The sequence below is a fragment of the Candidatus Micropelagos thuwalensis genome, from assembly GCF_000469155.1.
In the GTDB taxonomy this organism is placed as follows: Bacteria; Pseudomonadota; Alphaproteobacteria; order RS24; family RS24; genus Micropelagius; species Micropelagius thuwalensis.
Window position 1 is genome coordinate 46,759 of record NZ_AWXE01000004.1, and the last position, 23,754, is coordinate 70,512.

Here is a 23,754-nt window from a genome sequence, read left to right on the forward strand (position 1 = left end):
AGTTATATCCATAACTATAATCGTTTTTCATTGCTTGCAAGCACATGAAGATATGATTGCTCCATCTGACCGGAATGCGTAGCATGTAAAAAAGGAGAATCTGATGCAGGTGCATGAGTTAAAACAAAATGTCATCGACACGATAGACAGCATGGCATCTGATCTTATTAATGTCAGCCAAGATATTCATGCGCGCCCGGAACTGGCTTTTGAAGAATTTTATGCCGCTGATCGTCTTTGCACGATGGTTGAAGATAACGGCCTTGAAGTCACACGCAAAGCCTATGGTCTTGAGACAGCTTTTGTTTCTTCATTCGGAGATCCAAACAAACATGATTGCGAAGTCGCTATTATCTCGGAATATGATGCCCTTCCAGGTATCGGACATGCCTGCGGACACAACATCATTGCCGCTGCTGGATTAGGCGCAACACTGGCACTCTCTAGACTTAACAGCAAGTTACCTGGACGGGTGCGTTATCTCGGTACACCGGCAGAAGAAAAAGGTGGTGGTAAGGAATATATGGCACAAAAAGGCGCGTTTGACGGGCTTGATGCTGCCATGATGGTTCACCCCGCTGGAGTCAATTTACTCACTATGCCAAGCCTTGCGATGACAGAAGTTAACGTTATATATCACGGCAAAAACGCCCATGCCGCAGGATCGCCGCATGAGGGAATAAACGCGCTGGATGCGCTTGTTTCAGCCTACCAATCGCTCGCGCAGTTACGTCAACATATTAAATCATCTGAACGCATTCACGGGATTTTCACGGATGCAGGACAAGCTCCCAATATCGTTCCGGATCGAGCCGCAGGCACTTTTTATGTCCGCGCATCGGACGGAACGGAATTGGCAGATTTAAAAAAACGCGTCGAAAATTGTTTGCAGGCCGGCGCATTGGCAACCGGGTGCACAGCAGAAATTAACTGGGCTAAAGTGGATTATCTCGAAATTAAAAATTCATGGGATATGGCTGAAGCATATCGTCAAAACGCTGAAGCTCTCGGCAGGGAATTCTTCCCGATTGATATGATACCAACAAATGCCGCCGGGTCGACAGATATGGGCAATGTCAGCCACCGTGTTCCATCCATACACCCTATGATTGCCTGTGCGCCGCCAGAAGTTGTCATTCATAATCCTGAATTTGCACATTATGCGGGTTCAGAATCTGGCGACTTAGCAGTGCTTGATGGTGCTAAATCCATGGCAATGACAGCTCTGGATTTCATGACTGACGCAGAATTGCGCCAAAAAACAAAAGACAGTTTTGCTGAAACCGGTGATGCCTCCAAAAAGTCTGTTGAGAGTGCGTGGCGCGAAAATGGCCTTGCCCATCTAGGCGGGTGCGGGTGCAGTTAAAAGAAGCTAATTTGGAACTTCGCTAGCCCCGAGTGAATGGCACACCATAGTTTGCAAGACGTTTAAAAGACGTTTAAAAGGAACCTAAGTGTGGCAATTATACTCAGCATCTAGGTTAATTTGTGCTATAGATTTTCTGAATGTAAAAATAAAAAATGAGGGGTAAACAAGTAATATGGCGAGTAAATTAACTCCAAAATTCAAAAATGATAAAGGCGTAAAAGAAATTACAATTGGTGTGCGTGAATTTGAATGTATCGGCGCATCCGCCCCTTATGACCACCCTCATATTTTTTTAGATATGGGTCAAGATTCCAATATCATTTGCCCCTATTGCTCTACAGTTTATAAATACGACCCTTCTCTCAAGGCCACTCAAACTGTTCCTGAAGGGTGCGCTCTGGAAACTGAGAGCGTCTGAGTATCCGGGGAAATTCCGTGAAAAAATATATTTTCAAGACGCTAGCCATCCTCGCGGCCAGCCTTTTTTTCCTTCTCATCACCGGATTTTTTATCTCGGGTTTCTTCGTTGTTTCTGACCTACCGCGCTCGCAAGTGGCAGATAAATACAGCAATCAGAACTCCATGTTTATAACGCTAGAAAATGGGAGTACTGTCCATATACGGGATGAAGGCAATCCCGATGGCGAGGCTCTCATATTACTGCATGGCTTTGGTATGTCTTTGCATGTCTGGGAAAAATGGGTAGCGGAACTTGGCGATACCTATCGGCTGGTTAGTTTTGACTGGCCAGGGCATGGCCTTTCAACCCCTGTGCGAGACGACGATTACAGCCGAAATGCAATGACCAGTTACCTGACAAATGTTCTGGACTGGATGAATATCGACAAATTCGTGCTTGTTGGTCATGCCATGGGTGGCGGCATTGCCATGAATTATATCGTAGATAACCCCAAAAAAGTTCAAGCACTTGTGCTTATCGGGGCATCTGGCCTTAAAATAGACAGATCAGATGAAGCCCCTCGCGTTATGAAACTGACAAAATATCCCGGCATGTCCACGGCCCTTCGCTACATCACACCCTATGAAACCCTTAAAAACACAGTCATCAGAACCTATGGCTCTGAGTCTTTTGTAAATAAAGAGCTAGTTGACAGATATTACGAGTTAATGGTGAACAGCACCAACAGAGAAATTTACATTAAGCAGATTAAACAAATGTCGTTAGATGAACCGCTTGATGCGCACATCGGTCGGTTAAATCACCCGACACTATTAATCTGGGGAGAGGAGGACGAAATAGTTGGTCTAAAATATGCCAAAAGGTTGAGATCCATAATCTTATCTGCCCGTTTGGTGAGTTATCAGGGGGTCGGACACCTGCCAATGGATGTGCTTCCAAAGGTCACAGCTAAAGACTTAACTAATTTTCTTAACAGTGAAGTTTTTCAGTAATTTATACTATCTTACTGGCAAAGTTTATTCATCAGCCTTATTTTTTGAGAGAGGACTAACATGCGCACCGTACCCCATTATATTTCTGGCAAAACCGTTGAAGGGCAATCTGGTCGCTTCGGGGATATCTACAACCCCAGCACTGGAGAAGTTCAGGCTCAAGTTCAGCTTGCCACCCAGGACGAATTGTCAGAAGCCGTCGCAGTCGCCGTGGCAGCCCAGCAAGGTTGGAGCGCAACGAACCCTCAAAGGCGCGCACGGGTGATGTTCAAGTTTAAAGAACTGCTGGAAGCCAATATGGACGAGTTGGCTGCCATACTGTCATCCGAACATGGCAAGGTGATTGCCGATTCCAAAGGTGACATTCAACGTGGCCTTGAAGTTATTGAATTTGCTTGCGGTATCCCACATTTGCTCAAAGGTGAATATACCGAAGGTGCAGGCCCTGGGATTGACGTCTTTTCCGTACGTCAGCCCCTTGGTGTTGTCGCGGGCATTACCCCGTTCAACTTCCCTGCCATGATCCCCATGTGGATGTTCGGTGTGGCGATTGCATGCGGTAATGCTTTTATCCTCAAACCGTCAGAGAAAGACCCTACCGTGCCTCTCAGACTGGCCGAACTCATGACAGAAGCCGGACTGCCTAACGGTGTCCTGAATGTTGTTCATGGTGATAAAACCGCCGTGGATGCAATCTTGACCCACCCAGATATCAAAGCAGTCAGTTTTGTCGGTTCCTCGGATATTGCTCACTATGTTTATTCCAACGGCACAGCCAACGGTAAACGCGTACAGGCTATGGGCGGCGCAAAAAACCACGGCATCATCATGCCGGATGCAGATATGGATCAGGTTATTGCTGACTTTTCTGGCGCAGCTTATGGCTCTGCCGGTGAGCGTTGCATGGCGTTGCCGGTGGCTGTCCCCGTCGGCAAAGATACGGCTGATGAATTTGTCTCCCGCATGAAGGAAGAAGTCGGAAAGCTGAAAATCGGCATTTCTACTGACGCAGAAGCACATTACGGCCCGGTGGTCTCATCGGCGCATCGAGAAAAAATTGAAAACTACATTAAAATGGGTGTGGATGAAGGTGCTGATCTCGTTGTTGATGGGCGCGGACATTCCCTGCAAGGCCATGAAAATGGATTCTTTATTGGCCCCACATTATTCGACAATGTGACACCGGATATGCAGAGCTATCAGGAAGAGATTTTTGGCCCTGTTCTGCAAGTTGTCCGAGCAGAGAACCTTGAAGAGGCCGCAAGCCTACCAAGTCGCCATCAATATGGTAATGGCGTGGCAATCTTCACCCGAAACGGGCTGGCCGCACGGGAATTCGCGTCCAAAGTCAATGTCGGCATGGTTGGGATTAATGTCCCGATTCCTGTTCCGGTTGCCTATCATACATTTGGCGGGTGGAAACGGTCTGCCTTTGGTGATGTGAACCAACATGGCCCTGAAGGTGTGCGTTTCTATACGAAAGTCAAAACCATGACACAACGCTGGCCTTCCGGCGATGTTGACGACCAGTCATTCATTATTCCAACCATGCAATAGCTCATAAAAAGAGGCGTTAATGGCAGATTTTAAAACACTAACTTTCGAACAAAAGGGCCGTATTGCCGAGGTGACTCTTAACCGCCCGGACAGCTTAAACGCACTTAACAGTGAAGTAATGGCTGAAGTTGCCGAAGTCTTTGAGACCATCGACAAAACCGATAGCATCGCCGTGAGTATACTGACCGGCGCAGGCCGAGCCTTCGCAGCAGGTGCAGATATCAAAGAAATGCAGCCGAAAAGCTTTAACGATATGTTTGAGCTTAATTTCTTCGCAGGATGGGACAGGTTTGCCGCATGCCGCAAGCCAGTGATTGCGGCGGTTAACGGCTTTGCGTTGGGCGGCGGCTGTGAATTGGCGCTAATGTGCGATATCGTGCTTGTTTCCGACAAAGCTAAATTTGGTCAGCCAGAAATTAAACTCGGCGTAACCCCCGGCATGGGCGGCTCACAACGCCTTACCAAAGCTGTCGGTAAAGCCAAAGCTATGGACATGATTCTCACCGGCCGCATGGTTGAAGCTGAAGAAGCTGAGCAATGTGGAATGGCAAGTCGCGTCGTGCCACATGACGATCTGATGACTGTCGCGGCTGAAGTTGCCGGAACAATTGCCTCTTACTCTATTCCGTCACTCATGGCAGCGAAAGAAATGGTTGCGGCCTCGTTGGAACTATCTACTGCAGAAGGTATCCGTTTTGAGCGTCGCCTGTTTCATGCGTTGTTCTCAACTGACGATCAAAAAGAGGGCATGCAAGCCTTTATCGAAAAACGCGACCCCGAATTCAAAGATAAGTAAGCCGGAGCTTAAAAATGGTTTTTGCATTAACTGAAGAACAGGGAATGATCCGCGATATGGCGCAAAATTTCGCGGATGAAAAAATCCAGCCTTTTGCAAATGAGTGGGATGCGGAAAAGCACTTCCCCGTCGACATGATGCGCGAAGGCGCAGAGCTTGGCTTTGGTGGCATTTATTCACCAGAGGAATGCGGCGGGACCGGACTTTCGCGGCTTGATGCTGTGTTGATCTTCGAACAGCTCAGCCGCGCCTGCCCATCAACAGCAGCCTTTATCTCTATTCACAATATGGTGACATGGATGCTGACGAGTTTCGGCTCCGACCTCCTGAAAGAAAAATACGGTGCGGATATGACCGCCATGAATTTAATCGGCAGCTATTGCTTAACTGAACCAGGTGCCGGATCCGATGCGGGAAGTTTGTCCACCAAGGCGGTAAAAGATGGCGAGACCTACAAATTGACCGGCACTAAGCAATTCATTTCCGGCGCAGGTGCCTCAGATTTATATCTGGTTATGGCGCGCACAGGTGGCGACGGTGCTGGCGGTGTCTCTGCTTTCCTGCTTGAGAAGGATACACCGGGGCTATCTTTTGGCGCCAATGAGAAAAAAATGGGCTGGAACAGCCAACCAACACGTCAGGTTATTATGGATGAAGCTGAAGTACCTGCCGAAAACCTTATCGGGCAGGAAGGTGACGGCTTTAAATTCGCCATGATGGGGCTTGATGGCGGACGTCTTAACATCGCTGCATGTTCCTTAGGCGGCGCACAAGCTGCATTGGAGCAAAGTTTAGACTATGTGAAAGAACGCTCTCAATTCGGTCAAGCCATTGCAGATTTTCAAGCCACACAATTTAAACTTGCCGATATGGAAACCGAGCTTCAGGCCGCGCGACTGATGCTCTATAACGCTGCCGCACGCCTTGATGCAAAAGATGTAGACGCGACTAAATGGTGCGCCATGGCCAAAAAGCATGTCACGGATGCCGCCTTTGATGTGACCAATCAAGCCCTGCAACTGCATGGGGGATATGGGTATCTGTCTGAATATAATATCGAACGCATATTGAGGGATTTGCGGGTTCATCAAATTCTTGAAGGCACGAATGAAATCATGCGCGTCATTATTTCAAGAACTCTTCTAAAATAGGAGTAAGCATGTCTGAAGAAAATGAAGTGTTTTGCCGCCTTGAAGCGCCTCTGGGTCGCTTAACACTTAACCGGCCGAGTGCCTTACATGCTCTGAATTTCGTCATGTGTAAGCTTATGATTGACGCATTGCTGGCGTGGCGATCAGATGACGCGGTCAAAGCTATATGGATTGACCACCAACCTGAAACCCGCGGCTTTTGCGCAGGCGGCGACATTAGAATGCTCTCTGAAAGTGGTCAAAGCGACGGTGTTGAGGCCTGCGCCTTCTTCCGCCTCGAATATCAGCTTAATCATTTGCTCAAGACCTATCCCAAGCCCGTCATAGCTGTGATGGACGGTGTGACAATGGGTGGGGGTGTCGGGATTTCAGTTCATGGCGCTTTTCGCATCGCTACCGAGAACACGGTTTTCGCTATGCCAGAAACCGGTATTGCTCTTATGCCCGATGTAGGCGGTGGTTGGTTTCTGCCACGCCTAGACGGAGAGCTTGGTGCATGGCTCGCAATGACCGGCAACAGATTAAAAGCTGCGGATAGTTTTGCGGCTGGCATTGCAACGCATTTTGTCACCACCGACCAAATAGATGCCGCACGTGCGTTTATTACCGAGGGTCTTTCGGCAGACAAAAACACCGCCGATTTGCTGGATGAAATACATCAGGATCCTGGCGCGCCCGTGCAACTCAATAAAGAGACGCGCACCACGATAGATGCTTGCTTTGCCTCTAACCGCGCCGAAGAAATAGTTGCAAAGTTGGAAGATGAGAAATCCAAACTCGGAGATGATTCATGGGCAGCTAAACAGCTTGCCACTTTGGCAACAAAGTCGCCACAATCTGTCAAGGTCGCGTTAATGCAAATTCGTTTGGGCGGCGCGATGTCTGACTTCGCCGATAATATGGCGATGGAATATGCCGCCGTCTCGCGAATCGTCATGGACGCAGAATTTCATGAGGGTGTCCGCGCAGTTATTTTGGACAAAGACAATGACCCGAAATGGCGTTATGCCAGCATCGCTGATGTGCCGGATGCCGATATTGATGCCGTATTCGACCCACTGCCTGCTGACCAGGCATGGGCACCACTTGATATGTAAGTAAATCGGAGGGAAAGATGACAACTGTAGCTTTTATTGGATTAGGAAATATGGGTTCAGGCATGGCCTCTAATCAGGCCAAAGCCGGACGCCAAGTTTTGGCATTTGACCTCTCCCCAGACGCTGTGGCCCGTGCTGTTGAAAATGGTTGTGAAGCAGCCACCAGTGCGGCAGACGCTATTTCACGAGCCGATATCGTTCTCACCATGCTCCCAGCTGGAAAGCATGTATGTGGCCTTTACGAAGCTGAAGTCTTACCCAACGCCAAAAGCGGGGCTCTGTTAATAGATTGTTCTACGATTGATGTTGAAAGCGCTAAAACAGTCGCCAATATGTGCCAGGAAGCGGGCTTTAATTCAGCTGATGCGCCTGTTTCAGGTGGCACAGCGGCGGCAGATGCTGGCACGCTGGCATTTATGGTTGGGTGCAAGGAAGAAAATTTCACTTCTGTGCAAGAAGCGCTAGAGCCCATGTCAAAAGCGACATTGCTTGCAGGCAGTTTCGGTGCAGGTCAGGCAGCTAAAATCTGCAATAATATGTTGCTGGCAATCACCATGATTGGTACCTGTGAAACTTTTAAAATGGCTGAAAAACTTGGCCTCAATGCGCAAAACTTTTTTGACATTTCATCTCAAGCCTCCGGTCAGAACTGGTCAATGACAAGTTATTGCCCAGTCCCCGGCCCCGTACCGGCAGCACCTTCCAACCGGGACTATCAACCTGGCTTTGCAGGTGCCATGATGCTCAAAGACCTAAAACTTGCACTTGAGTCAGCTGAAGCCAGCGGAGCCAATATTCCGTTTGGCAGCCACGCCGCCGAAATGTATCAGGCCTTTTGTGACAATGGCGGCGATGTCAAAGATTTCTCCGGCATTATCGAAACACTTTAATTGCGTTTCAGTTAAAATTAAGAAGAATGGTGGTGGCCCCCGCCGGACTTGAACCGGCACGCCTCATTCGGCCGCAGATTTTAAGTCTGCTGTGTCTACCACTTCCACCAGGGGGCCAAGCTCATTGCTAGGTAAACAGAAAAACCGTATAGCACTTTGCTTGCCCCGACTAAAGCCCGAATAATCACTTCTTGAGCAATTTTTGTCGCTTTGTTAATTCTCATTGTGTAATCTGCAACCAACAAACATTAACAAATATGAATAATCATTCTGGAAACGATAGATGAATTACATAGACGCATCCCGCGCACCGCTTCTGAATAACGGTCAAATCAAACTTCACGGCCCTGAAGCTTTTGACGGCATGCGTAAAGTCGGGAAAATGGCGGCAGCATGCATAGATATGCTGGCAGACTTCACCAAACCAGGCGTGACAACTGACAGTCTCGATATGCTTGCCTATGAATTTATCCTTGACCATAAGGCCGTACCGGCTCCGTTAAATTATCGTGGCTTCAAAAAATCTATATGTACATCCATTAATCACGTCGTATGCCATGGCATACCGGGTGACCGTGTTCTTAAAGATGGCGATATTATGAATATAGATGTGACGCTGATTTATGAGGGTTGGCACGGCGACCATAGCCGCATGTTCTCCCTAGGGGATGTCCCTATCCGTGCCAAAAAACTGATGGATGCAACTTATGACTCGATGATGGCAGGGTTGGATGCTATTCGCCCCGGCGCTACGCTCGGCGATGTCGGCGCGGCAATTCAATCTCATGCCGAAAGTCAACGCATGGCAATCGTTAGGGACTTTTGTGGTCACGGTTTAGGGCAAGTTTTTCATGACGCCCCAAATATCTTACATTACGGCATGTCTGGTGAGGGGATGGAACTTAAACCCGGCATGATTTTCACTGTTGAGCCGATGCTCAATCTAGGCAAGCCGGGGGTAAAAATACTATCCGATGGATGGACTGCCGTAACCCGAGACCGATCACTTTCAGCGCAATATGAACATTCAGTAGGCGTCACACCGGACGGGTGTGAAATTTTTACCGAATCCCCTATAGGACTTCATCAACCCCATAAAACACCATCTCAATAAGGTTTATTTTGGCAAAAGAAAAACAACAAAAACCAGCCGACAAACACTTCAAAGGACACAGAGACAGACTTCGCCAGAGATTTAGAAATGGCGGTGCTGAGGCTTTACAGGATTATGAGATGCAGGAACTGATTATGTTCCGAGCAATACCCAGACGTGACATTAAACCTATTGCAAAAGATCTCATCCAGAAATTTGGCGACCTCTCCGGAGTATAGTCCGCAGATAGAGAGTTATTGCGCGAAGTCAAAGGCATTTCTGAAAATGTAATTACATAATTAAAAATTGTAGAGAGTGCAGCCAAAAAAATCGGACAAAGTCGAATTATAGGGCGGCAAGCTCTTAAATCATGGGATGACCTAGTTCTTTATTGCCGAACTGCCATGGCTGAAAAACAAATTGAGGAATTTCGTGCTCTATTTCTTGACCGACAAAACCAGCTTATCGCTGATGAGATTTTAAGCACTGGAACAGTTGATTACACACCTATTTATCCACGAGAAGTAATGAAACGGGCTTTAACCCTATCTGCTTCAGCAATGATAATTGTGCATAATCACCCTAGCGGAGACCCCACACCGTCTAAAGCAGATATCCAAATGACCAAACAGCTTGATGAGATCAGTAAGAGCCTAGGAATAGTCCTTCACGACCATTTGATTATTGCGCGAGGCAGTGAGTACAGTTTTAAATCTGAGGGGCTTTTGTAGATAAGTTTCCATTTTGGCTGGAGATTCCTTTGGCAATCTGGTACATCGCTGGTCTGGAGAAAAAATTATGATTCCGCGTTACGCACGACCAGAAATGGTCAATATCTGGGAGCCAGAAACCCGCTTTTCAATCTGGTTGGACATTGAAACTCACGCCATGGACGCCATGGCAGATTTAGGAATTGTCCCAGCCGAAGCCGCCAAGGCTGTCCGGGAAAAGGGTGCATTTGACGTTAACCGCATTGACGAGATCGAGCGCGAAGTTAAACACGATGTCATTGCTTTTCTCACCAGCCTCGCTGAGCATGTCGGAGAGGAAGCGCGCTTTGTCCATCAAGGCATGACATCTTCAGATGTGCTGGATACATGCTTTAACGTTCAACTGACGCGTGCTTCAGACATTCTGCTCGCCGATCTGGATGCCCTTCTTGCAGCGCTTAAAACCAGAGCAATGGAACATAAAATGACGCCTTGTATTGGGCGTAGTCACGGTATCCATGCTGAACCGACAACTTTTGGCCTCAAATTAGCACAGGCTTATGCCGAATTTGAAAGATGCAAAACCCGCCTCCTTGCCGCACGAGAAGAAATTGCGGTTTGTGCGATATCCGGCGCGGTTGGGACATTTGCCAATATTGACCCTGCAGTTGAGGCCCATGTCGCCAAAGCTATGGGACTATCTGTTGAACCAATCTCAACACAGGTTATTCCTCGGGACAGACACGCCATGTTTTTCGCCACGCTCGGGGTTATCGCATCCACTATGGAACGCCTTGCCGTTGAAATTCGCCATCTGCAGAGAACTGAAGTGTTGGAAGCAGAAGAATACTTTTCCCCCGGGCAAAAAGGGTCTTCCGCTATGCCGCATAAGCGTAACCCTGTCCTGACCGAAAATCTGACAGGCCTAGCGCGTCTGGTGCGCGGCATGGCACTTCCTGCAATGGAAAATGTTGCCCTTTGGCATGAAAGAGATATTTCACATTCCTCCGTGGAGCGCATGATTGGACCGGATGCCACCATTACATTGGATTTTGCATTAGCGCGGCTAACAGGTGTGGTTGAAAAACTGGTTGTCTATCCTGACCGTATGCAGAAAAATCTTGATTTGTTGGGTGGTCTCGTCCATTCCCAGCGCGTTTTACTGGCGCTAACGCAAGCTGGGACAAGCCGTGAGGATGCTTATCGCATTGTACAACAAAACGCCATGCCAGTCTGGCGGGGCGAGGGTCAATTTCTAGAATTTTTGAAGGCAGATAAAGAGGTCACGCTAAGCGATGAAGAATTGGAAGCTCTTTTCAACCTAGATTATCACTTCAAGCATGTAGACGATATTTTTGCACGGGTTTTTGACTAATTCAGCTCCCGGTGATGGCTGTTTGGATTGTTAGAATCACTTAGCGGGTTTATTTTTTTGTCATATGGTGAATTGGAAATTTAATGTCCCAAAGAAAAAAACTTTATGAAGGCAAAGCCAAGATACTCTATCAAGGCCCGGAGCCGGGGACGATTATTCAGCATTTCAAGGATGATGCCACTGCTTTCAATGCCCAAAAACATGAGGTGATTGAAGGTAAAGGCGTCCTTAACAATCGTATTTCAGAACATATTTTCATCCAGCTCGATAATCTGGGTATCCCGACCCATTTTATTAAAGCCCTCAACATGCGCGAACAGCTCGTGCAAGAAGTCGATGTCATTCCGATTGAGGTTGTGGTGCGTAATTTTGCGGCTGGTTCATTGGTAAAGCGACTCGGCCTTGAGGAAGGTACGCACCTCCCCCGGACATTGGTTGAATATTATTACAAGGATGATGAACTTGGTGATCCCATGATTTCTGAGGATCACATCACCACTTTCGGTTGGGCTACACCGCAGGAAATTGAAGAAATTTCAGGTCTTGCCCTACGCATTAATGATTTTATGTGCGGTATGTTCAGCGCTGTCGGGATCCGCCTAGTAGATTTTAAACTCGAATTCGGGCGGGTGTGGGAAGAAGAAGCCATGCGTATTGTATTGGCGGATGAAATTAGCCCGGATAATTGCCGCCTATGGGATGTCAAAACAGGCGACAAGCTTGATAAAGACCGTTTCCGTCAGGATTTAGGTGGTCTTTTAAATGCCTATCAGGAAGTCGCAGCGCGACTCGGCTTGATTACACGCGAAAGTCAAGGCGGGACATCAGGGCCTGTGCTTATCAAAAATTAGTTTCGAAAGTTAATCATGAAGGCGACAGTTAAAATCACTTTGAAACATGGCGTATTGGATCCGCAAGGCAAAGCCATAGAAAAATCTCTTGGACAACTTGGTTTCTCGGGCGTTAACGAGGTTAGACAAGGCAAGCTTATTGAACTGGATATAGACGCCGATACGCCTGAAGCTGCCGAAAAACAGATCACCGAAATGTGTGAGAAGCTCCTCGCCAATACGGTCATTGAAAATTACGACATTCAATTAAATCTGGCGGATTAGTTATGCAAGCGTCAGTCATCGTATTTCCCGGCTCAAATTGCGACCGCGATGTTGCCATCTGCCTTGAAGCAGCAACAGGTAAAAAACCGAATATGGTCTGGCACGGTGATAGCGATTTGCCTGACAGCGATGTGATTGTCCTCCCCGGCGGATTTTCTTACGGCGATTATCTTCGTTGCGGCTCCATGGCAGCGAACAGCCCGATTATGAAGGAAGTCGTTTTAAAAGCTCAAAAAGGCGCTGCAGTACTAGGTATTTGCAACGGGTTTCAGGTGTTAACCGAATGTGGCTTATTGCCAGGTGTTTTAATGCGAAATGCCGCCCTAAATTTTGTTTGCCGTAACACGCGATTAATTGTTGATAATAACACAACGCCTTTCACTGGACTCTATCAACAAGGCGAAGAAGTAATCATTCCCGTGGCACATAATGAGGGCAATTACTTTGCCGATGATGAGACGCTTAACGAACTCTCCGGTGAGGGGCGGATTGTTCTCTCATACGCACCAGATGACAATCCAAATGGTGCGTGCAGAAACATCGCTGGTATATGCGATTCATCAGGTCTTGTACTGGGCATGATGCCCCACCCCGAGCGCCGCGCCGAAGCAGCACTGGGCGGTGAAGACGGTAAACGAATGTTCACAGGTCTGGTAGAGGCACTCTCATGAACGACGATATGACCCCGCTTGAAACCGCGCATATTAACGACACGGAAATCACGCCTGAAATTGTTGCAGAGCATGGGCTAAAACCCAATGAATATGAAAAAATCGTTGCCCATATGGGTCGTACGCCCAATATGACAGAACTTGGCGTTTTCTCGGTGATGTGGTCGGAGCATTGCTCATATAAATCTTCACGCAAATGGTTGAAAAAACTCCCTGTTTCAGGGCCACAGGTTATTCAAGGGCCGGGTGAAAATGCCGGTGTTATTGATATTGGTGATGGCGACGCGGCGGTCTTTAAAATGGAAAGCCATAATCACCCCTCATTCATCGAACCCTATCAGGGTGCAGCAACGGGTGTTGGCGGCATTATGCGCGATGTTTTCACTATGGGCGCGCGTCCAGTCGCTAATATGAATGCCCTGCGCTTTGGCGACCCAAGCCATCCCAAGACCCGACATTTGGTCGCTGGCGTTGTTCACGGTATTGGCGGTTACGGCAACTGCATCGGCGTCCCGACAGTTGGCGGTGAGGTCAATTTTGACAGCTGTTATAATGGTAATATTCTCGTTAATGCCATGTGCGTTGGCCTCGCCCGCACGGATAAAATTTTCTATGCCGCCGCCACAGGTATTGGCGCGCCGGTAGTATATGTCGGCTCCAAAACCGGACGCGACGGCATTCACGGCGCGACCATGGCCTCTGCAGAATTTGATGATGCGTCAGAAGAAAAACGCCCGACTGTTCAGGTAGGCGATCCGTTTACTGAAAAGTTGTTACTGGAAGCTTGTCAGGAACTTATGGCATCCGACGCCATTATCGCCATTCAGGATATGGGTGCCGCGGGGCTGACCTCCTCCTCTGTTGAAATGGCTGATAAAGGCGGTGTCGGTATTGTTCTCGACCTTGATAAAGTGCCGTGCCGTGAAACACATATGACGGGCTATGAAATGCTTCTGTCCGAGAGTCAGGAACGCATGTTAATGGTTCTTAAGCCAGGCAGAGAGCCAGAAGCTGAGGCTATCTTCTTGCGTTGGGGGTTGGATTTTGCAGTTGTGGGTTCACTCACAGACACCGGTCGCATGGTGGTGCATCATGAAGGCAGGATGATTGCAGATATGCCGCTTGAACCTCTCGCAGATGGTGCACCTGAATATGACCGCCCCTTTACGCCGACCCCTCTTGCGCCTCAGATAGACGCATCGCATGCGGATGATACAAATATTACAGATGCCTTAAAAACCTTGATGGGATGTAGCGAAATTGCTTCGCGCCGATGGATTTATGAGCAATATGACAGCATGGTTATGGGCGACACATTGGCTGGCCCGGGCGGTGATGCCGCGCTGGTGCGTGTGCATGGAACACAAAAAGCCCTAGCTATCTCCACCGATGTAACACCGCGCTATTGCCTCGCACAGCCTGTTGAGGGCGGCAAGCAGGCTGTTGCCGAAGCTTATCGTAATATCAGCGCAACAGGCGCAACACCGCTAGCTATCACGAACTGCTTGAACTTTGGCAATCCTGAGCGTCCTGAAATAATGGGTCAATTTGTAGAATGTCTTGAAGGTATGGGTGCCGCATGTGAAGCGTTGGACTTTCCCGTCGTTTCAGGCAACGTCTCGCTCTATAACGAAACCAATGGTCAGGGCATAAACCCGACCCCCGCGATTGGCGGCGTAGGTTTAATTGAAGATTTAGAAAAAGCCGTCGGCAACGCCTTCTCACAAGCTGACAGGTATATTTTTGTACTCGGAAAAACCGAAGGGCACCTTGGCTGTTCTCTTTATCAGCGTTTTGTTTTGCAAGATGAAGCCGTCTATGCACCGCCATCAGTTAACCTCGAGCTTGAGCGCAAACACGGTCAATTTGTCCGCGATTTAATTGATGCCGGCATTGTTGATGCAGTCCATGATGTTTCAGATGGTGGCCTTTTGGTGGCGCTCGCGGAAATGTGCCTGCCGCATAATTTGGGGTGTCATATTGAAGATGACAATACGGCAGGCTTTTGGTTTGGCGAAGATCAAGGGCGATATGTAATAGTTGGCGCGGATGCGGATAAAATACTCGCGGAAGCAAACGCAAGCGGTCTGGCTCTTAATTATCTTGGAAAAACTGGCGGCTCAGAATTGACAATCGCTGAACGCATACACATATCTGTTAAAGAGTTGCGTGCCATCCATGAAAACTGGTTGCCAGACTATATGAAAACTGTGTAGTCCTGATAAACTAGAACTTAACATTTGCAGGAGACTATGATGCCGATGACGGCCTCTGACATTGTTGACATGATTAAAGAAGCTATCCCTGATGCTCAGGTGGATATTACTGATTTGCGTGGCGATGGTGATCATTATTCTGCAGTGGTGACATCACAAAGTTTTAAGGGCAAGACCCGCGTCCAACAGCATCGTATGGTTTATGATGCCCTACAAGGTGATATGGGAAGTGGCCTGCATGCATTGGCGCTTCAAACGGCTTTACCCTCTGCACCATCAGAAGATAATTCATAACTCAGGAAGACGAGACAATCATGTCAGATATTAACGATATCATAACTTCGGAAATAGCAGATAACGATGTTGTCCTTTTCATGAAGGGTACACCTATATTTCCACAATGCGGGTTTTCCAGCCAAGTTGTGCAGATATTATCTTATCTCGGTGTTTCGTTTAAAGGTGTGAATGTACTGGATAATGATGAATTGCGTGAGGGTATTAAAACCTTCTCTAACTGGCCAACCATCCCTCAACTTTATGTCAAAGGGGAGTTTCTGGGCGGCTGTGATATTATCCGTGAAATGTTTGAAGAAGACGAGTTACGCGAATTCTTCACAGAAAACGGCATAGAGATGATTAATACCTGATTTTCCAGCCAGATTTAGTGATTTCAAAAGGCACTTAGGTGCCTTTTTTCTTGCCCCGTCCCCCCGGTTTGTCTATAAGTCCGGCACACCCCGTAAAAACGGCCTCGCGTGGTGAGGTTTGTGGTTCGCACCCCTGGAGGGAACCCGGGACAGGGTATTCGGCCCTGTATTTAAAGGAGTTTAAAATGGCAGAAGTTTTTGAAATTAACGCTGAAAAGCGTGAACGTGACGGCAAGGGGCCCGCACGTGGATTGCGTAACATCGGGAAAATTCCCGCCGTCATTTATGGCGATAAAAAAGACCCTGAAAGCATAACCCTTGAGCAACGTGATATCACGAAGCTTTATAATTCCGGTCGTCTTATGTCCACATTGATACAAATTGACGTGGATGGAGAAAAGACACGCGCCATTGCGCGTGATGTACAGTTGCATCCGGTTAAAGACTTCATCCTCCATGCCGATTTTTTACGGCTTGGTAAAGGCGCGAAAATTGCTGTGGAGATTCCCGTGAACTTCCTCAATGAAGATACTTGTCCGGGTCTTAAGCAAGGTGGCGTTTTGAATGTGGTGCGTTATCAGGTTGAACTGAACTGTCCAGCTTCTGAAATTCCAGAATCTATAGAGCTTGATCTTGCCGAAGCCAATATCGGTGACTCGCTTCATATTTCCGATGTGAAACTACCTGAAGGTGTTGTACCAACGATTGCCGACCGTGACTTTACCATCGCGACAATCGCTGCACCTGCCGGACTGGATGATACCGACGATGAGGTCGAAGAAGGTATTGAAGGTGAAGAAGGTGATGAAGGTGATAGCAACGAGGAAGGCGAAGAGTAGTCTCTTTGCTTTGAGCGCAAATGCTTTTGCTCGTTGGCCTAGGTAATCCGGGTTCTAAATATTCAGGTAACCGACATAACATCGGTTTTATGGCTATTGACCGGATTGCCGAGACACATAACTTTCCCGCTTTTCGTAGCAAATACCAGGGACAGTTATCCGAAGGCCTTCTCGGTGAGACAAAAACACTTTTGCTAAAACCTGAAACCTATATGAATGAGAGTGGTAAATCCGTGGCTGAGGCTGTCAGGATGATCAAGTTACCGTTGTCAAATATCGTGGTGTTTTACGATGAACTCGACCTCGTCCCCGGCAAGTTGCGAATGAAAACGGGCGGCGGCCTTGCAGGTCATAACGGTCTGAGATCCCTGAAGGGGCATATAGGGGCAGATTTCAGGCGCGCCAGACTAGGTATCGGACATCCGGGTCATAAAGACCTTGTCCTTGCACATGTTTTGAAAGATTTTTCAAAAGCAGAGAGGGATTGGTTACCTAATTTTCTGGATGCGATTGCCAAACATGCGCCTTTATTGGCGGCAAATGACGGGCTGGGCGAAGACGCGACTTATCAAAACCGTGTGCATTTAACTTTTCACAATGATGAAAGTATCTCAGAAGAGAATAAACAGCCTGAACAAACTGAAAAGGGAACGAATTAATGGGATTTCAATGCGGCATTGTCGGCTTACCGAATGTAGGCAAATCAACCCTTTTTAACGCCCTCACCCGCACAGCAGCAGCACAAGCGGCTAACTTCCCATTCTGCACCATTGAACCCAATGTTGGTGAAGTTTCGGTACCAGACGCGCGTCTGGACGCCCTAGCAGCTATTGCCGTAAGCAAGGAGATTATTCCTGCCCGTCTAAGTTTTGTAGATATTGCCGGACTGGTGCGCGGGGCATCTAAGGGGGAAGGCCTCGGCAATCAGTTTCTTGGTAATATCCGCGAAGTTGACGCGATTGCCCATGTTCTGCGTTGTTTTGAAGACTCAAACATCACTCATGTTGAGGGAGAAATTGACCCGCTGGCGGATGCCGAAACTGTTGAAACTGAATTAATGCTGGCGGATTTGGAAAGCCTTGAAAAACGTGAAGGCAATTTGAGAAAAAAAGCGACCACTAAGGACAAAAAAGCCATAGAGGAACTGGAACTCGTTGATTTAGCTCTGGCAGAACTTCGGGAAGGTCGTCCGGCACGTCTAGTGGATGTTCCTAAGGGGCGCGAAAGAGATTTTAAAAACCTCCAGCTTCTCACCTCAAAGCCCGTTTTATATGTTTGCAATGTTGAAGAAGACAGTGCAGCAACCGGCAATTACTTATCGGCTAAAGTTGCAGAAAGAGCTGCCGCAGAGGGGGCGGAAACGGTTGTGATTTCTGCACGAATTGAAGAAGAACTGGCTCAGCTTGATGAGTCGGAACGGTTGGAATATCTGCAAAGTCTGGGGCTGGAAGAGCCCGGCCTCAATCGCCTGATTGAACAAGGTTATCATCTGCTCGACTTGATTACCTATTTCACATGTGGCCCGAAGGAAACCCGCGCTTGGACTGTGAGAAGCGGATCAACTGCCCCTCAAGCGGCAGGGATTATCCATACGGATTTCGAACGGGGCTTTATCAGAGCCGAGACCACAGCCTATGAAGATTATGTGGCCTGCAAAGGGGAAAGCGGGGCACGCGAAACAGGCAAGCTCCGACAAGAAGGCAAAGAATACATCGTCCAAGACGGAGATGTGATGCTGTTCAAATTTAACGTGTAAAGACTTCCGCCACGCACAACCAAACACAGCCATCTATCAGCCCATTTATGCGCGACTTGATATAACGGCGCAAATTGACTAACCTTTTTTTTGCCTATTGTTGAACGCGAAAGGCGGGTTTAGCAAACCATCACAAAAGCTGCAATTTGTATTGCGTATGTGGCTTATCGCTATCCTAATTTGTCGAGGACATGCGTTAAGCCTTTTTTTAAGAATTGCTGGGAAAATCGTTCACCTCTCGCTCTGCGCCGGGGTGACGGCGGAATATGGTTCTCTTAGGGGAACTCAATACGTCGTAGCCGAACTTTTGTGCGGTTTGCTAACCCCCGGCACCTGCGTATCCGGTGCCGCTTTGCTCAAACAATAAAAACAAAGAGGGGCGCAAATGAACGAGACACAAGCCAATAATATTCGACATAATTTATGGATTTTCCGCCTGCGCCGAAAAATTCCGCGCCATGTTTTTGCGCGCGATATTATGAGTGTTCAGGCCTATCGTGAAATTGAATATGGGCATGAAGCTATCAGCGCCGATTTGCTGAAGAAATTTATCGAGAAATATGACCTTAAGCGCAAACATCTAACCGCCGCGCCCGAATTCGCCAGCCTGCTCGACCATCCAACCCGTAAACTCATTGAATATCAGCGCGTCGCCATGAGCAGCACCCAGCTCAAGCATCTCATGCACTTTCTGCGGGATTTTCTTCCTCGCGCCTATTAGGAAATAACGGTAATTAGTGTTTATCAGCCCAAATGCGGCGCATTGAGAAGAACAGCAATCCGGCAAATACGGTGAGATAAATTAACACCATAAAACCAGTTTGCTTACGCTCTTCTAATTCAGGCTCAGCCGCCCAGTTCAGGAATGTCACAACATCATACGACATCTGCTCAACGGACGCCGCCGTCCCATCTGTATATTCAATCAAATCTTCAAGCAGAGGCGCAGCCATGGCGATTTTACCGCCAGCCATATACGGGTTGTAATAGAGACCGTCACGCATTTTCATACCTGCTGGCGGATCTTCATAACCTGTCAGAAGAGCATAAATATAGTCCGGCCCGCCAGAGCGTGCTTTAGTGATAAGTGATAGGTCGGGTGGATAAGCACCCCCATTCGCAGCACGTGCGGCCTGAACATTTGGGAAAGGGTTTACAAAGGCGTCCTTTGGCAGTGCCGGACGCTCAAACATGTCACCATAATCATCTGGCCCATCTTCAACCGTGAAACCTGCGGCTATTGCTTTGACTTCCAACTCGGAAAATTCAGGGCCACCAGGCTGGGAAAGATTGCGAAAACGTAACTGTTCCATGCTGTGACAGGCGGCACACACTTCTGTGTAAACCTTGTAACCACGGCGCAGTGAGTCTCTGTCATAAGTACCGAACAGGCCGTTAAAGCTCCAGTCAACCGCTTCAGGATGTTTGGCATCTCCGGCGGCTTCCGCACCGCTTAATGATAAACCGGCAGTTAGCAAGGCAGAGAAAATGAGGGCAGATATTCTGTTCATGTTCATCTCACTTATTCAGTCAGCCGGTTATTCAGCCGGACTTGCAGCCGTCTCCGGCAGGATTGAGGCAGAAATGCTCTCTGGAATTTCCCTGGGTTTTTCCACCAAACCAAGCAGTGGCAAAATAATCAGGAAATGTGCGAAATAGTAAATCGTACATATACGCGCCAGCGTGATGTAAACACCTTCCGCCGGCATGGCGCCGAGATAACCGAGCACCAGGCAATTCACAACAAAAATCAGGAAGAATTGCTTGAACAGTGGACGATAACGCGCTGAACGGATTTTTGATGTATCTAACCAGGGCAGAACGAACAAGATAAATATCGCACCAACCATTGCAATGACGCCACCGAGTTTATCTGGTACAGCCCGCAAAATCGCATAAAACGGCAACAGATACCATTCAGGCACAATATGCGCCGGCGTGACCAACGGGTTAGCTGGAATATAATTATCAGCATGACCAAGAACATTAGGCGCGAAAAACACAAAATAGCTGAACAAAATCATGAAAACGACCAGCGCAAAACCGTCTTTCACAGTGTAATAAGGGTGAAAGGGAACCGTGTCTTGTTCGGATTTCACAGAAATGCCAACAGGATTGTTATTTCCGGGTACATGCAAGGCCCAAATATGTAAAATTACAACCCCGAAAATCAGGAATGGAATCAGGTAATGCAAAGAGAAAAAGCGATTTAATGTCGGATTATCAACTGAGAAACCGCCCCACAACCATGTTGCAATGCTATCTCCTACAAGCGGTATCGCACCAAATAGGTTTGTAATAACCGTCGCACCCCACAAACTCATTTGCCCCCATGGCAGGACATAGCCCATAAAGGCTGCAGCCATCATCAAGAGATAGATGATAACACCAAGAATCCATAATACCTCACGCGGAGCTTTATACGAGCCGTAATACATGCCGCGGAATATATGAATATAAACGGCAAGGAAGAACATGGATGCACCATTGGCGTGAATATATCGGATTAACCAGCCATGGTTCACATTCCGCATGATGTGCTCAACAGAATTAAACGCATGGTCAACATGAGGCGTGTAATGCATAGCCAAAATAATGCCTGTGATAATTTGTGTCACCAGGCAGAACGTCAGAATACCGCCAAATGTCCACCAGTAATTCAGGTTTTTCGGCGTTGGATAGTCAACAAAACTGTCATGCGCCAGCCTTAACAACGGCAGACGTGTATCCATCCATTTTGTAAATCCGTTATTTGGCTGATAAGTGCTTTCACCACTCATTTAATAATCCTCGATTGTTGGTGCGTTAACCGATTTTAATCCGGCTGTCGCTGACAAATTGATAAGGCGGGATTTCTAGGTTTTTAGGCGCTGGGCCTTTGCGAATACGTCCTGATGTGTCGTAATGCGAGCCGTGGCACGGGCAGAACCAGCCATTGAACTCACCCGCCTGACCAAGCGGAACACAACCCAAATGGGTACAGACACCGACCATAACCAGCCATTCGGGGTTTTCTGCACGGGTCTTGTCAGCTTCAGGATCCGGCAAAGCGTCAAGGCTGACATTCTCAGCATCACGAATTTCTTCTTGTGTACGGCGGCGAATAAATACGGGCTTGCCGCGCCATGTAACGGTTAAGCTTTGACCGACTTCAACCGCATCCAAATCAATTTCTATAGAAGCCAGCGCACGCATGGACGCATCCGGGTTCATTTGGTCGATTAGTGGCCAGGCAACATTCGCCGCCCCAATCGCTGCGAAAGCACCAGTTGTAAGGTGCAAAAATGCACGGCGGTTGGGCTCACCTTCATGAGATGCTGTTTTTGTTTCAGTTAAACCGTCTCCGGTCGTATTGGTATCAGACACGCACGCCTCCAAGCGATTCTACAGGCCATCCCTGCACAATGCGAAATTACGCTTATCACGTCACCGACAAAATGTGTCACCGTGACGCATCAATTTGTAACCTTTACTTCTCATCATAATATGTTAATTTTACGTTACATTTTAAAAAAGGAAAAAAATATGGAAACTTTTGAATTTATTTTGGGGGCACTAGCAATTTCTACTGGGATCATAATTCCAGTTTCAGTATTTTTTTGGTTATATAAAGATGCCAAAAATAAAAGAGAAACTGTTATTGAGATTTCAAGAAACATAGAGAACCCCGATCAACTTGAAAAATTGATAAACATTTTCGATGAACGAAAAAAAGACCCTATAGATTATAGAAGAAGCGGTGTGGTGACACTATTTGTGGGAATTGGTCTTTTTCTTTTTGGCACGATTTTTATTGGACCAATTCTAAAAGGGGTTGGTGCACTTATAACGGCTATTGGTCTTGGTCAAATAATTGCCGGTTATTTATATCCTAATACAAGTGAAGAAATTACAAATGCTGTTGAAGATTTCGAAAAGAATTAGCCTTGGGTAAAAACCATAAAAATCTATTAAATAATCTTGAGAAACTTCGAAAAAAAGCGGGCATAACTCAGCAAGAATTGTCTGAAAGAGCCGAAGTTTCAAGAAAAAGTATTAATGCAATCGAGAATGGAATATATGTACCATCAACTGTACTCGCATTAAAAATTTCCAGAACTCTGGGATGTAACGTAGAAGATTTGTTTAAACTTCCTAACACTAAGTAATTGTAGTGAATGACTTATTGGAAACTATAAAGTGACCGGAACGACACAAACCGATTGGACAGACCAAAAACAACGCGCCGCGGCGTGGTTTCGGGAACTGCGCGACAGATTATGCGCCGCTATGGAAACTCTTGAACCCGACGGAGCGCGTTTTGACCGCACTATCTGGAAACGCGGCGATGGGGCCGAGGACCTTGGCGGGGGAGAAATGTCTATGTTGCACGGCACAGTTTTTGAAAAGGCCGGCGTACATATTTCCACGGTTTATGGTGAATTTTCTGAACAATTCCGTTCCCAAATAGAAGGGGCTGCAGACGACCCGCGATTCTGGGCTTCCGGCATTTCCGTTATCGCTCATCCCCGCAATCCGCATGCACCCACAGCTCATATGAACACACGCATGGTTGTCACGACCAAAGGCTGGTTTGGCGGCGGCGGAGATTTGACTCCCATGTTAAAAACTCAACGCCATGCCGATCACCCTGACACCCAAGATTTTCATAAAGCCTATAAATCCGCCTGTGATGCGCATGATGCCGCTTACTACCCTGATTTTAAAGAAAAATGTGACGAATATTTTTTTCTTCCGCACCGCAACGAAAGCAGAGGAACGGGCGGCATCTTTTACGATCATTTAAATACCGGAGACTGGGATACGGATTTTGCCTTCACCCAAGATGTCGGGCGCGCATTTTTGGATGTCTACCCCGATATTATCGCGCGCCGCAAAGACACACCCTATAACGATGAAGAACGCGAGGCACAACTTGTGCAACGTGGACGTTATGTGGAATTTAACCTGCTCTATGACCGCGGCACGACTTTCGGGCTCAAAACCGGCGGGAATGTTGACAGTATTCTGTCATCCATGCCGCCTGCAGTTCGCTGGCCTTAAAACTTCATAACTAAAA

28 protein-coding genes and 1 tRNA gene are annotated in these 23,754 nt (G+C 47.6%); 25 read left to right on the plus strand and 4 right to left on the minus strand.

Annotated elements, in window-relative coordinates; translation table 11 throughout:
- Positions 1-103 precede the first annotated feature (103 nt).
- The 8 genes from RS24_RS04825 to mmsB all read left to right on the plus strand — a co-directional run bounded on the left by RS24_RS04825 (position 104) and on the right by mmsB (position 8,273).
- Positions 104-1,366 carry a M20 family metallopeptidase gene (locus RS24_RS04825; RefSeq protein WP_021777066.1) on the plus strand — a complete coding sequence of 421 codons (1,263 nt, stop codon included), beginning with the start codon at positions 104-106 and terminating at the stop codon, positions 1,364-1,366.
- A 175-nt stretch (positions 1,367-1,541) separates the two neighbouring features.
- Positions 1,542-1,787, plus strand: a complete 246-nt coding sequence (locus RS24_RS04830) for a zinc-finger domain-containing protein (protein WP_021777067.1) — start codon at positions 1,542-1,544, stop codon at positions 1,785-1,787.
- Between the two features lie 17 nt (positions 1,788-1,804).
- Positions 1,805-2,782 carry an alpha/beta fold hydrolase gene (locus RS24_RS04835; RefSeq protein ID WP_021777068.1) on the plus strand — a complete coding sequence of 326 codons (978 nt, stop codon included), beginning with the start codon at positions 1,805-1,807 and terminating at the stop codon, positions 2,780-2,782.
- A gap of 60 nt (positions 2,783-2,842) precedes the next feature.
- Complete coding sequence (locus RS24_RS04840) at positions 2,843-4,339, plus strand: CoA-acylating methylmalonate-semialdehyde dehydrogenase (protein ID WP_021777069.1); 1,497 nt, start codon at positions 2,843-2,845, stop codon at positions 4,337-4,339.
- A 19-nt stretch (positions 4,340-4,358) separates the two neighbouring features.
- Positions 4,359-5,135 carry an enoyl-CoA hydratase-related protein gene (locus RS24_RS04845; RefSeq protein ID WP_021777070.1) on the plus strand — a complete coding sequence of 259 codons (777 nt, stop codon included), beginning with the start codon at positions 4,359-4,361 and terminating at the stop codon, positions 5,133-5,135.
- Positions 5,136-5,149: 14 nt separating this feature from the next.
- A complete protein-coding gene (locus RS24_RS04850) occupies positions 5,150-6,286 on the plus strand; it encodes an acyl-CoA dehydrogenase family protein (RefSeq protein ID WP_021777071.1) in 1,137 nt (378 codons plus the stop codon).
- An 8-nt stretch (positions 6,287-6,294) separates the two neighbouring features.
- Positions 6,295-7,383: an enoyl-CoA hydratase/isomerase family protein gene (locus RS24_RS04855; protein WP_021777072.1), complete on the plus strand. Its 1,089-nt coding sequence runs from the start codon at positions 6,295-6,297 to the stop codon at positions 7,381-7,383.
- A gap of 17 nt (positions 7,384-7,400) precedes the next feature.
- Entirely contained in the window at positions 7,401-8,273 is an 873-nt protein-coding gene (gene mmsB / locus RS24_RS04860) for a 3-hydroxyisobutyrate dehydrogenase (RefSeq protein ID WP_021777073.1), read from the plus strand.
- Positions 8,274-8,303: 30 nt separating this feature from the next.
- On the opposite strand, the gene RS24_RS04865 is transcribed toward mmsB, so the two are convergent.
- Positions 8,304-8,390 (minus strand) — tRNA-Leu (locus RS24_RS04865).
- 166 nt (positions 8,391-8,556) lie between these two features.
- On the opposite strand from RS24_RS04865, the gene map reads away from it, so the two are divergent.
- The 14 genes from map (at position 8,557) to RS24_RS04930 (ending at position 19,416) form a co-directional block, all read left to right on the plus strand.
- A complete protein-coding gene (map, locus tag RS24_RS04870) occupies positions 8,557-9,387 on the plus strand; it encodes a type I methionyl aminopeptidase (protein ID WP_021777074.1) in 831 nt (276 codons plus the stop codon).
- Between the two features lie 8 nt (positions 9,388-9,395).
- The gene (locus RS24_RS10065) at positions 9,396-9,605 is read left to right on the plus strand and encodes a JAB domain-containing protein (RefSeq protein WP_239642403.1); all 210 of its coding nucleotides are present in this window, start codon (positions 9,396-9,398) and stop codon (positions 9,603-9,605) included.
- A 66-nt stretch (positions 9,606-9,671) separates the two neighbouring features.
- Complete coding sequence (locus RS24_RS10070) at positions 9,672-10,097, plus strand: JAB domain-containing protein (RefSeq protein WP_275575040.1); 426 nt, start codon at positions 9,672-9,674, stop codon at positions 10,095-10,097.
- A gap of 67 nt (positions 10,098-10,164) precedes the next feature.
- Positions 10,165-11,451, plus strand: coding sequence for an adenylosuccinate lyase (gene purB, locus RS24_RS04880; protein ID WP_021777076.1), 1,287 nt, complete (start codon positions 10,165-10,167; stop codon positions 11,449-11,451).
- Between the two features lie 83 nt (positions 11,452-11,534).
- Positions 11,535-12,302, plus strand: a complete 768-nt coding sequence (gene purC, locus RS24_RS04885) for a phosphoribosylaminoimidazolesuccinocarboxamide synthase (RefSeq protein WP_021777077.1) — start codon at positions 11,535-11,537, stop codon at positions 12,300-12,302.
- Between the two features lie 15 nt (positions 12,303-12,317).
- On the plus strand, positions 12,318-12,566 hold the full coding sequence (purS, locus tag RS24_RS04890) for a phosphoribosylformylglycinamidine synthase subunit PurS (protein ID WP_021777078.1): 249 nt from the start codon (positions 12,318-12,320) through the stop codon (positions 12,564-12,566).
- Positions 12,567-12,568: 2 nt separating this feature from the next.
- Complete coding sequence (gene purQ, locus RS24_RS04895; RefSeq protein ID WP_021777079.1) at positions 12,569-13,237, plus strand: phosphoribosylformylglycinamidine synthase subunit PurQ; 669 nt, start codon at positions 12,569-12,571, stop codon at positions 13,235-13,237.
- A complete protein-coding gene (purL, locus tag RS24_RS04900) occupies positions 13,234-15,453 on the plus strand; it encodes a phosphoribosylformylglycinamidine synthase subunit PurL (RefSeq protein WP_021777080.1) in 2,220 nt (739 codons plus the stop codon). The genes purQ and purL overlap by 4 nt, the downstream gene beginning before the upstream one ends.
- A gap of 39 nt (positions 15,454-15,492) precedes the next feature.
- Positions 15,493-15,747, plus strand: a complete 255-nt coding sequence (locus tag RS24_RS04905) for a BolA family protein (RefSeq protein WP_021777081.1) — start codon at positions 15,493-15,495, stop codon at positions 15,745-15,747.
- Positions 15,748-15,767: 20 nt separating this feature from the next.
- The gene (grxD, locus tag RS24_RS04910; protein WP_021777082.1) at positions 15,768-16,100 is read left to right on the plus strand and encodes a Grx4 family monothiol glutaredoxin; all 333 of its coding nucleotides are present in this window, start codon (positions 15,768-15,770) and stop codon (positions 16,098-16,100) included.
- A 185-nt stretch (positions 16,101-16,285) separates the two neighbouring features.
- Positions 16,286-16,939, plus strand: coding sequence for a 50S ribosomal protein L25/general stress protein Ctc (locus RS24_RS04915; RefSeq protein WP_021777083.1), 654 nt, complete (start codon positions 16,286-16,288; stop codon positions 16,937-16,939).
- A gap of 20 nt (positions 16,940-16,959) precedes the next feature.
- Positions 16,960-17,598 carry an aminoacyl-tRNA hydrolase gene (pth, locus tag RS24_RS04920; RefSeq protein WP_021777084.1) on the plus strand — a complete coding sequence of 213 codons (639 nt, stop codon included), beginning with the start codon at positions 16,960-16,962 and terminating at the stop codon, positions 17,596-17,598.
- Positions 17,598-18,695, plus strand: a complete 1,098-nt coding sequence (gene ychF, locus RS24_RS04925) for a redox-regulated ATPase YchF (protein WP_021777085.1) — start codon at positions 17,598-17,600, stop codon at positions 18,693-18,695. The genes pth and ychF overlap by 1 nt, the downstream gene beginning before the upstream one ends.
- Positions 18,696-19,080: 385 nt before the next feature.
- The gene (locus RS24_RS04930) at positions 19,081-19,416 is read left to right on the plus strand and encodes a hypothetical protein (RefSeq protein WP_021777086.1); all 336 of its coding nucleotides are present in this window, start codon (positions 19,081-19,083) and stop codon (positions 19,414-19,416) included.
- A 13-nt stretch (positions 19,417-19,429) separates the two neighbouring features.
- On the opposite strand, the gene RS24_RS04935 is transcribed toward RS24_RS04930, so the two are convergent.
- Genes RS24_RS04935 through petA form a run of 3 tightly spaced genes read right to left on the minus strand, consistent with a single transcriptional unit; the run spans position 19,430 to position 22,061 of the window.
- Positions 19,430-20,206: a cytochrome c1 gene (locus tag RS24_RS04935; protein ID WP_021777087.1), complete on the minus strand. Its 777-nt coding sequence runs from the start codon at positions 20,204-20,206 to the stop codon at positions 19,430-19,432.
- 27 nt (positions 20,207-20,233) lie between these two features.
- Entirely contained in the window at positions 20,234-21,475 is a 1,242-nt protein-coding gene (locus tag RS24_RS04940) for a cytochrome b (protein WP_021777088.1), read from the minus strand.
- A gap of 25 nt (positions 21,476-21,500) precedes the next feature.
- Positions 21,501-22,061 (minus strand): ubiquinol-cytochrome c reductase iron-sulfur subunit, encoded by a 561-nt coding sequence (petA, locus tag RS24_RS04945; RefSeq protein ID WP_021777089.1) that lies wholly within the window; start codon positions 22,059-22,061, stop codon positions 21,501-21,503.
- A gap of 159 nt (positions 22,062-22,220) precedes the next feature.
- Between petA and RS24_RS04950 the strand changes: the two genes are divergently transcribed.
- From RS24_RS04950 to hemF, 3 genes are read left to right on the plus strand one after another with little or no spacing between them, the layout of a single operon-like run.
- Positions 22,221-22,619, plus strand: a complete 399-nt coding sequence (locus tag RS24_RS04950) for a DUF6249 domain-containing protein (RefSeq protein WP_021777090.1) — start codon at positions 22,221-22,223, stop codon at positions 22,617-22,619.
- 2 nt (positions 22,620-22,621) lie between these two features.
- A complete protein-coding gene (locus tag RS24_RS04955; protein WP_038300760.1) occupies positions 22,622-22,843 on the plus strand; it encodes a helix-turn-helix transcriptional regulator in 222 nt (73 codons plus the stop codon).
- Positions 22,844-22,874: 31 nt separating this feature from the next.
- Positions 22,875-23,738: an oxygen-dependent coproporphyrinogen oxidase gene (hemF, locus tag RS24_RS04960; protein ID WP_021777091.1), complete on the plus strand. Its 864-nt coding sequence runs from the start codon at positions 22,875-22,877 to the stop codon at positions 23,736-23,738.
- Positions 23,739-23,754 lie beyond the last annotated feature (16 nt).

What these genes read in the sequence shown, in the direction of transcription:
- RS24_RS04825 (WP_021777066.1), top strand. Translation starts at nt 104, where the DNA reads ATGCAGGTGCATGAGTTAAAACAAAATGTCATCGACACGATAGACAGC.
- RS24_RS04830 (WP_021777067.1), top strand. Translation starts at nt 1,542, where the DNA reads ATGGCGAGTAAATTAACTCCAAAATTCAAAAATGATAAAGGCGTAAAA.
- RS24_RS04840 (WP_021777069.1), top strand. Translation starts at nt 2,843, where the DNA reads ATGCGCACCGTACCCCATTATATTTCTGGCAAAACCGTTGAAGGGCAA.
- RS24_RS04845 (WP_021777070.1), top strand. Translation starts at nt 4,359, where the DNA reads ATGGCAGATTTTAAAACACTAACTTTCGAACAAAAGGGCCGTATTGCC.
- RS24_RS04850 (WP_021777071.1), top strand. Translation starts at nt 5,150, where the DNA reads ATGGTTTTTGCATTAACTGAAGAACAGGGAATGATCCGCGATATGGCG.
- RS24_RS04855 (WP_021777072.1), top strand. Translation starts at nt 6,295, where the DNA reads ATGTCTGAAGAAAATGAAGTGTTTTGCCGCCTTGAAGCGCCTCTGGGT.
- mmsB (WP_021777073.1), top strand. Translation starts at nt 7,401, where the DNA reads ATGACAACTGTAGCTTTTATTGGATTAGGAAATATGGGTTCAGGCATG.
- map (WP_021777074.1), top strand. Translation starts at nt 8,557, where the DNA reads ATGAATTACATAGACGCATCCCGCGCACCGCTTCTGAATAACGGTCAA.
- purB (WP_021777076.1), top strand. Translation starts at nt 10,165, where the DNA reads ATGATTCCGCGTTACGCACGACCAGAAATGGTCAATATCTGGGAGCCA.
- purC (WP_021777077.1), top strand. Translation starts at nt 11,535, where the DNA reads ATGTCCCAAAGAAAAAAACTTTATGAAGGCAAAGCCAAGATACTCTAT.
- purS (WP_021777078.1), top strand. Translation starts at nt 12,318, where the DNA reads ATGAAGGCGACAGTTAAAATCACTTTGAAACATGGCGTATTGGATCCG.
- purQ (WP_021777079.1), top strand. Translation starts at nt 12,569, where the DNA reads ATGCAAGCGTCAGTCATCGTATTTCCCGGCTCAAATTGCGACCGCGAT.
- purL (WP_021777080.1), top strand. Translation starts at nt 13,234, where the DNA reads ATGAACGACGATATGACCCCGCTTGAAACCGCGCATATTAACGACACG.
- RS24_RS04905 (WP_021777081.1), top strand. Translation starts at nt 15,493, where the DNA reads ATGCCGATGACGGCCTCTGACATTGTTGACATGATTAAAGAAGCTATC.
- grxD (WP_021777082.1), top strand. Translation starts at nt 15,768, where the DNA reads ATGTCAGATATTAACGATATCATAACTTCGGAAATAGCAGATAACGAT.
- RS24_RS04915 (WP_021777083.1), top strand. Translation starts at nt 16,286, where the DNA reads ATGGCAGAAGTTTTTGAAATTAACGCTGAAAAGCGTGAACGTGACGGC.
- pth (WP_021777084.1), top strand. Translation starts at nt 16,960, where the DNA reads ATGCTTTTGCTCGTTGGCCTAGGTAATCCGGGTTCTAAATATTCAGGT.
- ychF (WP_021777085.1), top strand. Translation starts at nt 17,598, where the DNA reads ATGGGATTTCAATGCGGCATTGTCGGCTTACCGAATGTAGGCAAATCA.
- RS24_RS04930 (WP_021777086.1), top strand. Translation starts at nt 19,081, where the DNA reads ATGAACGAGACACAAGCCAATAATATTCGACATAATTTATGGATTTTC.
- RS24_RS04935 (WP_021777087.1), bottom strand. Translation starts at nt 20,206, where the DNA reads ATGAACAGAATATCTGCCCTCATTTTCTCTGCCTTGCTAACTGCCGGT.
- RS24_RS04940 (WP_021777088.1), bottom strand. Translation starts at nt 21,475, where the DNA reads ATGAGTGGTGAAAGCACTTATCAGCCAAATAACGGATTTACAAAATGG.
- RS24_RS04950 (WP_021777090.1), top strand. Translation starts at nt 22,221, where the DNA reads ATGGAAACTTTTGAATTTATTTTGGGGGCACTAGCAATTTCTACTGGG.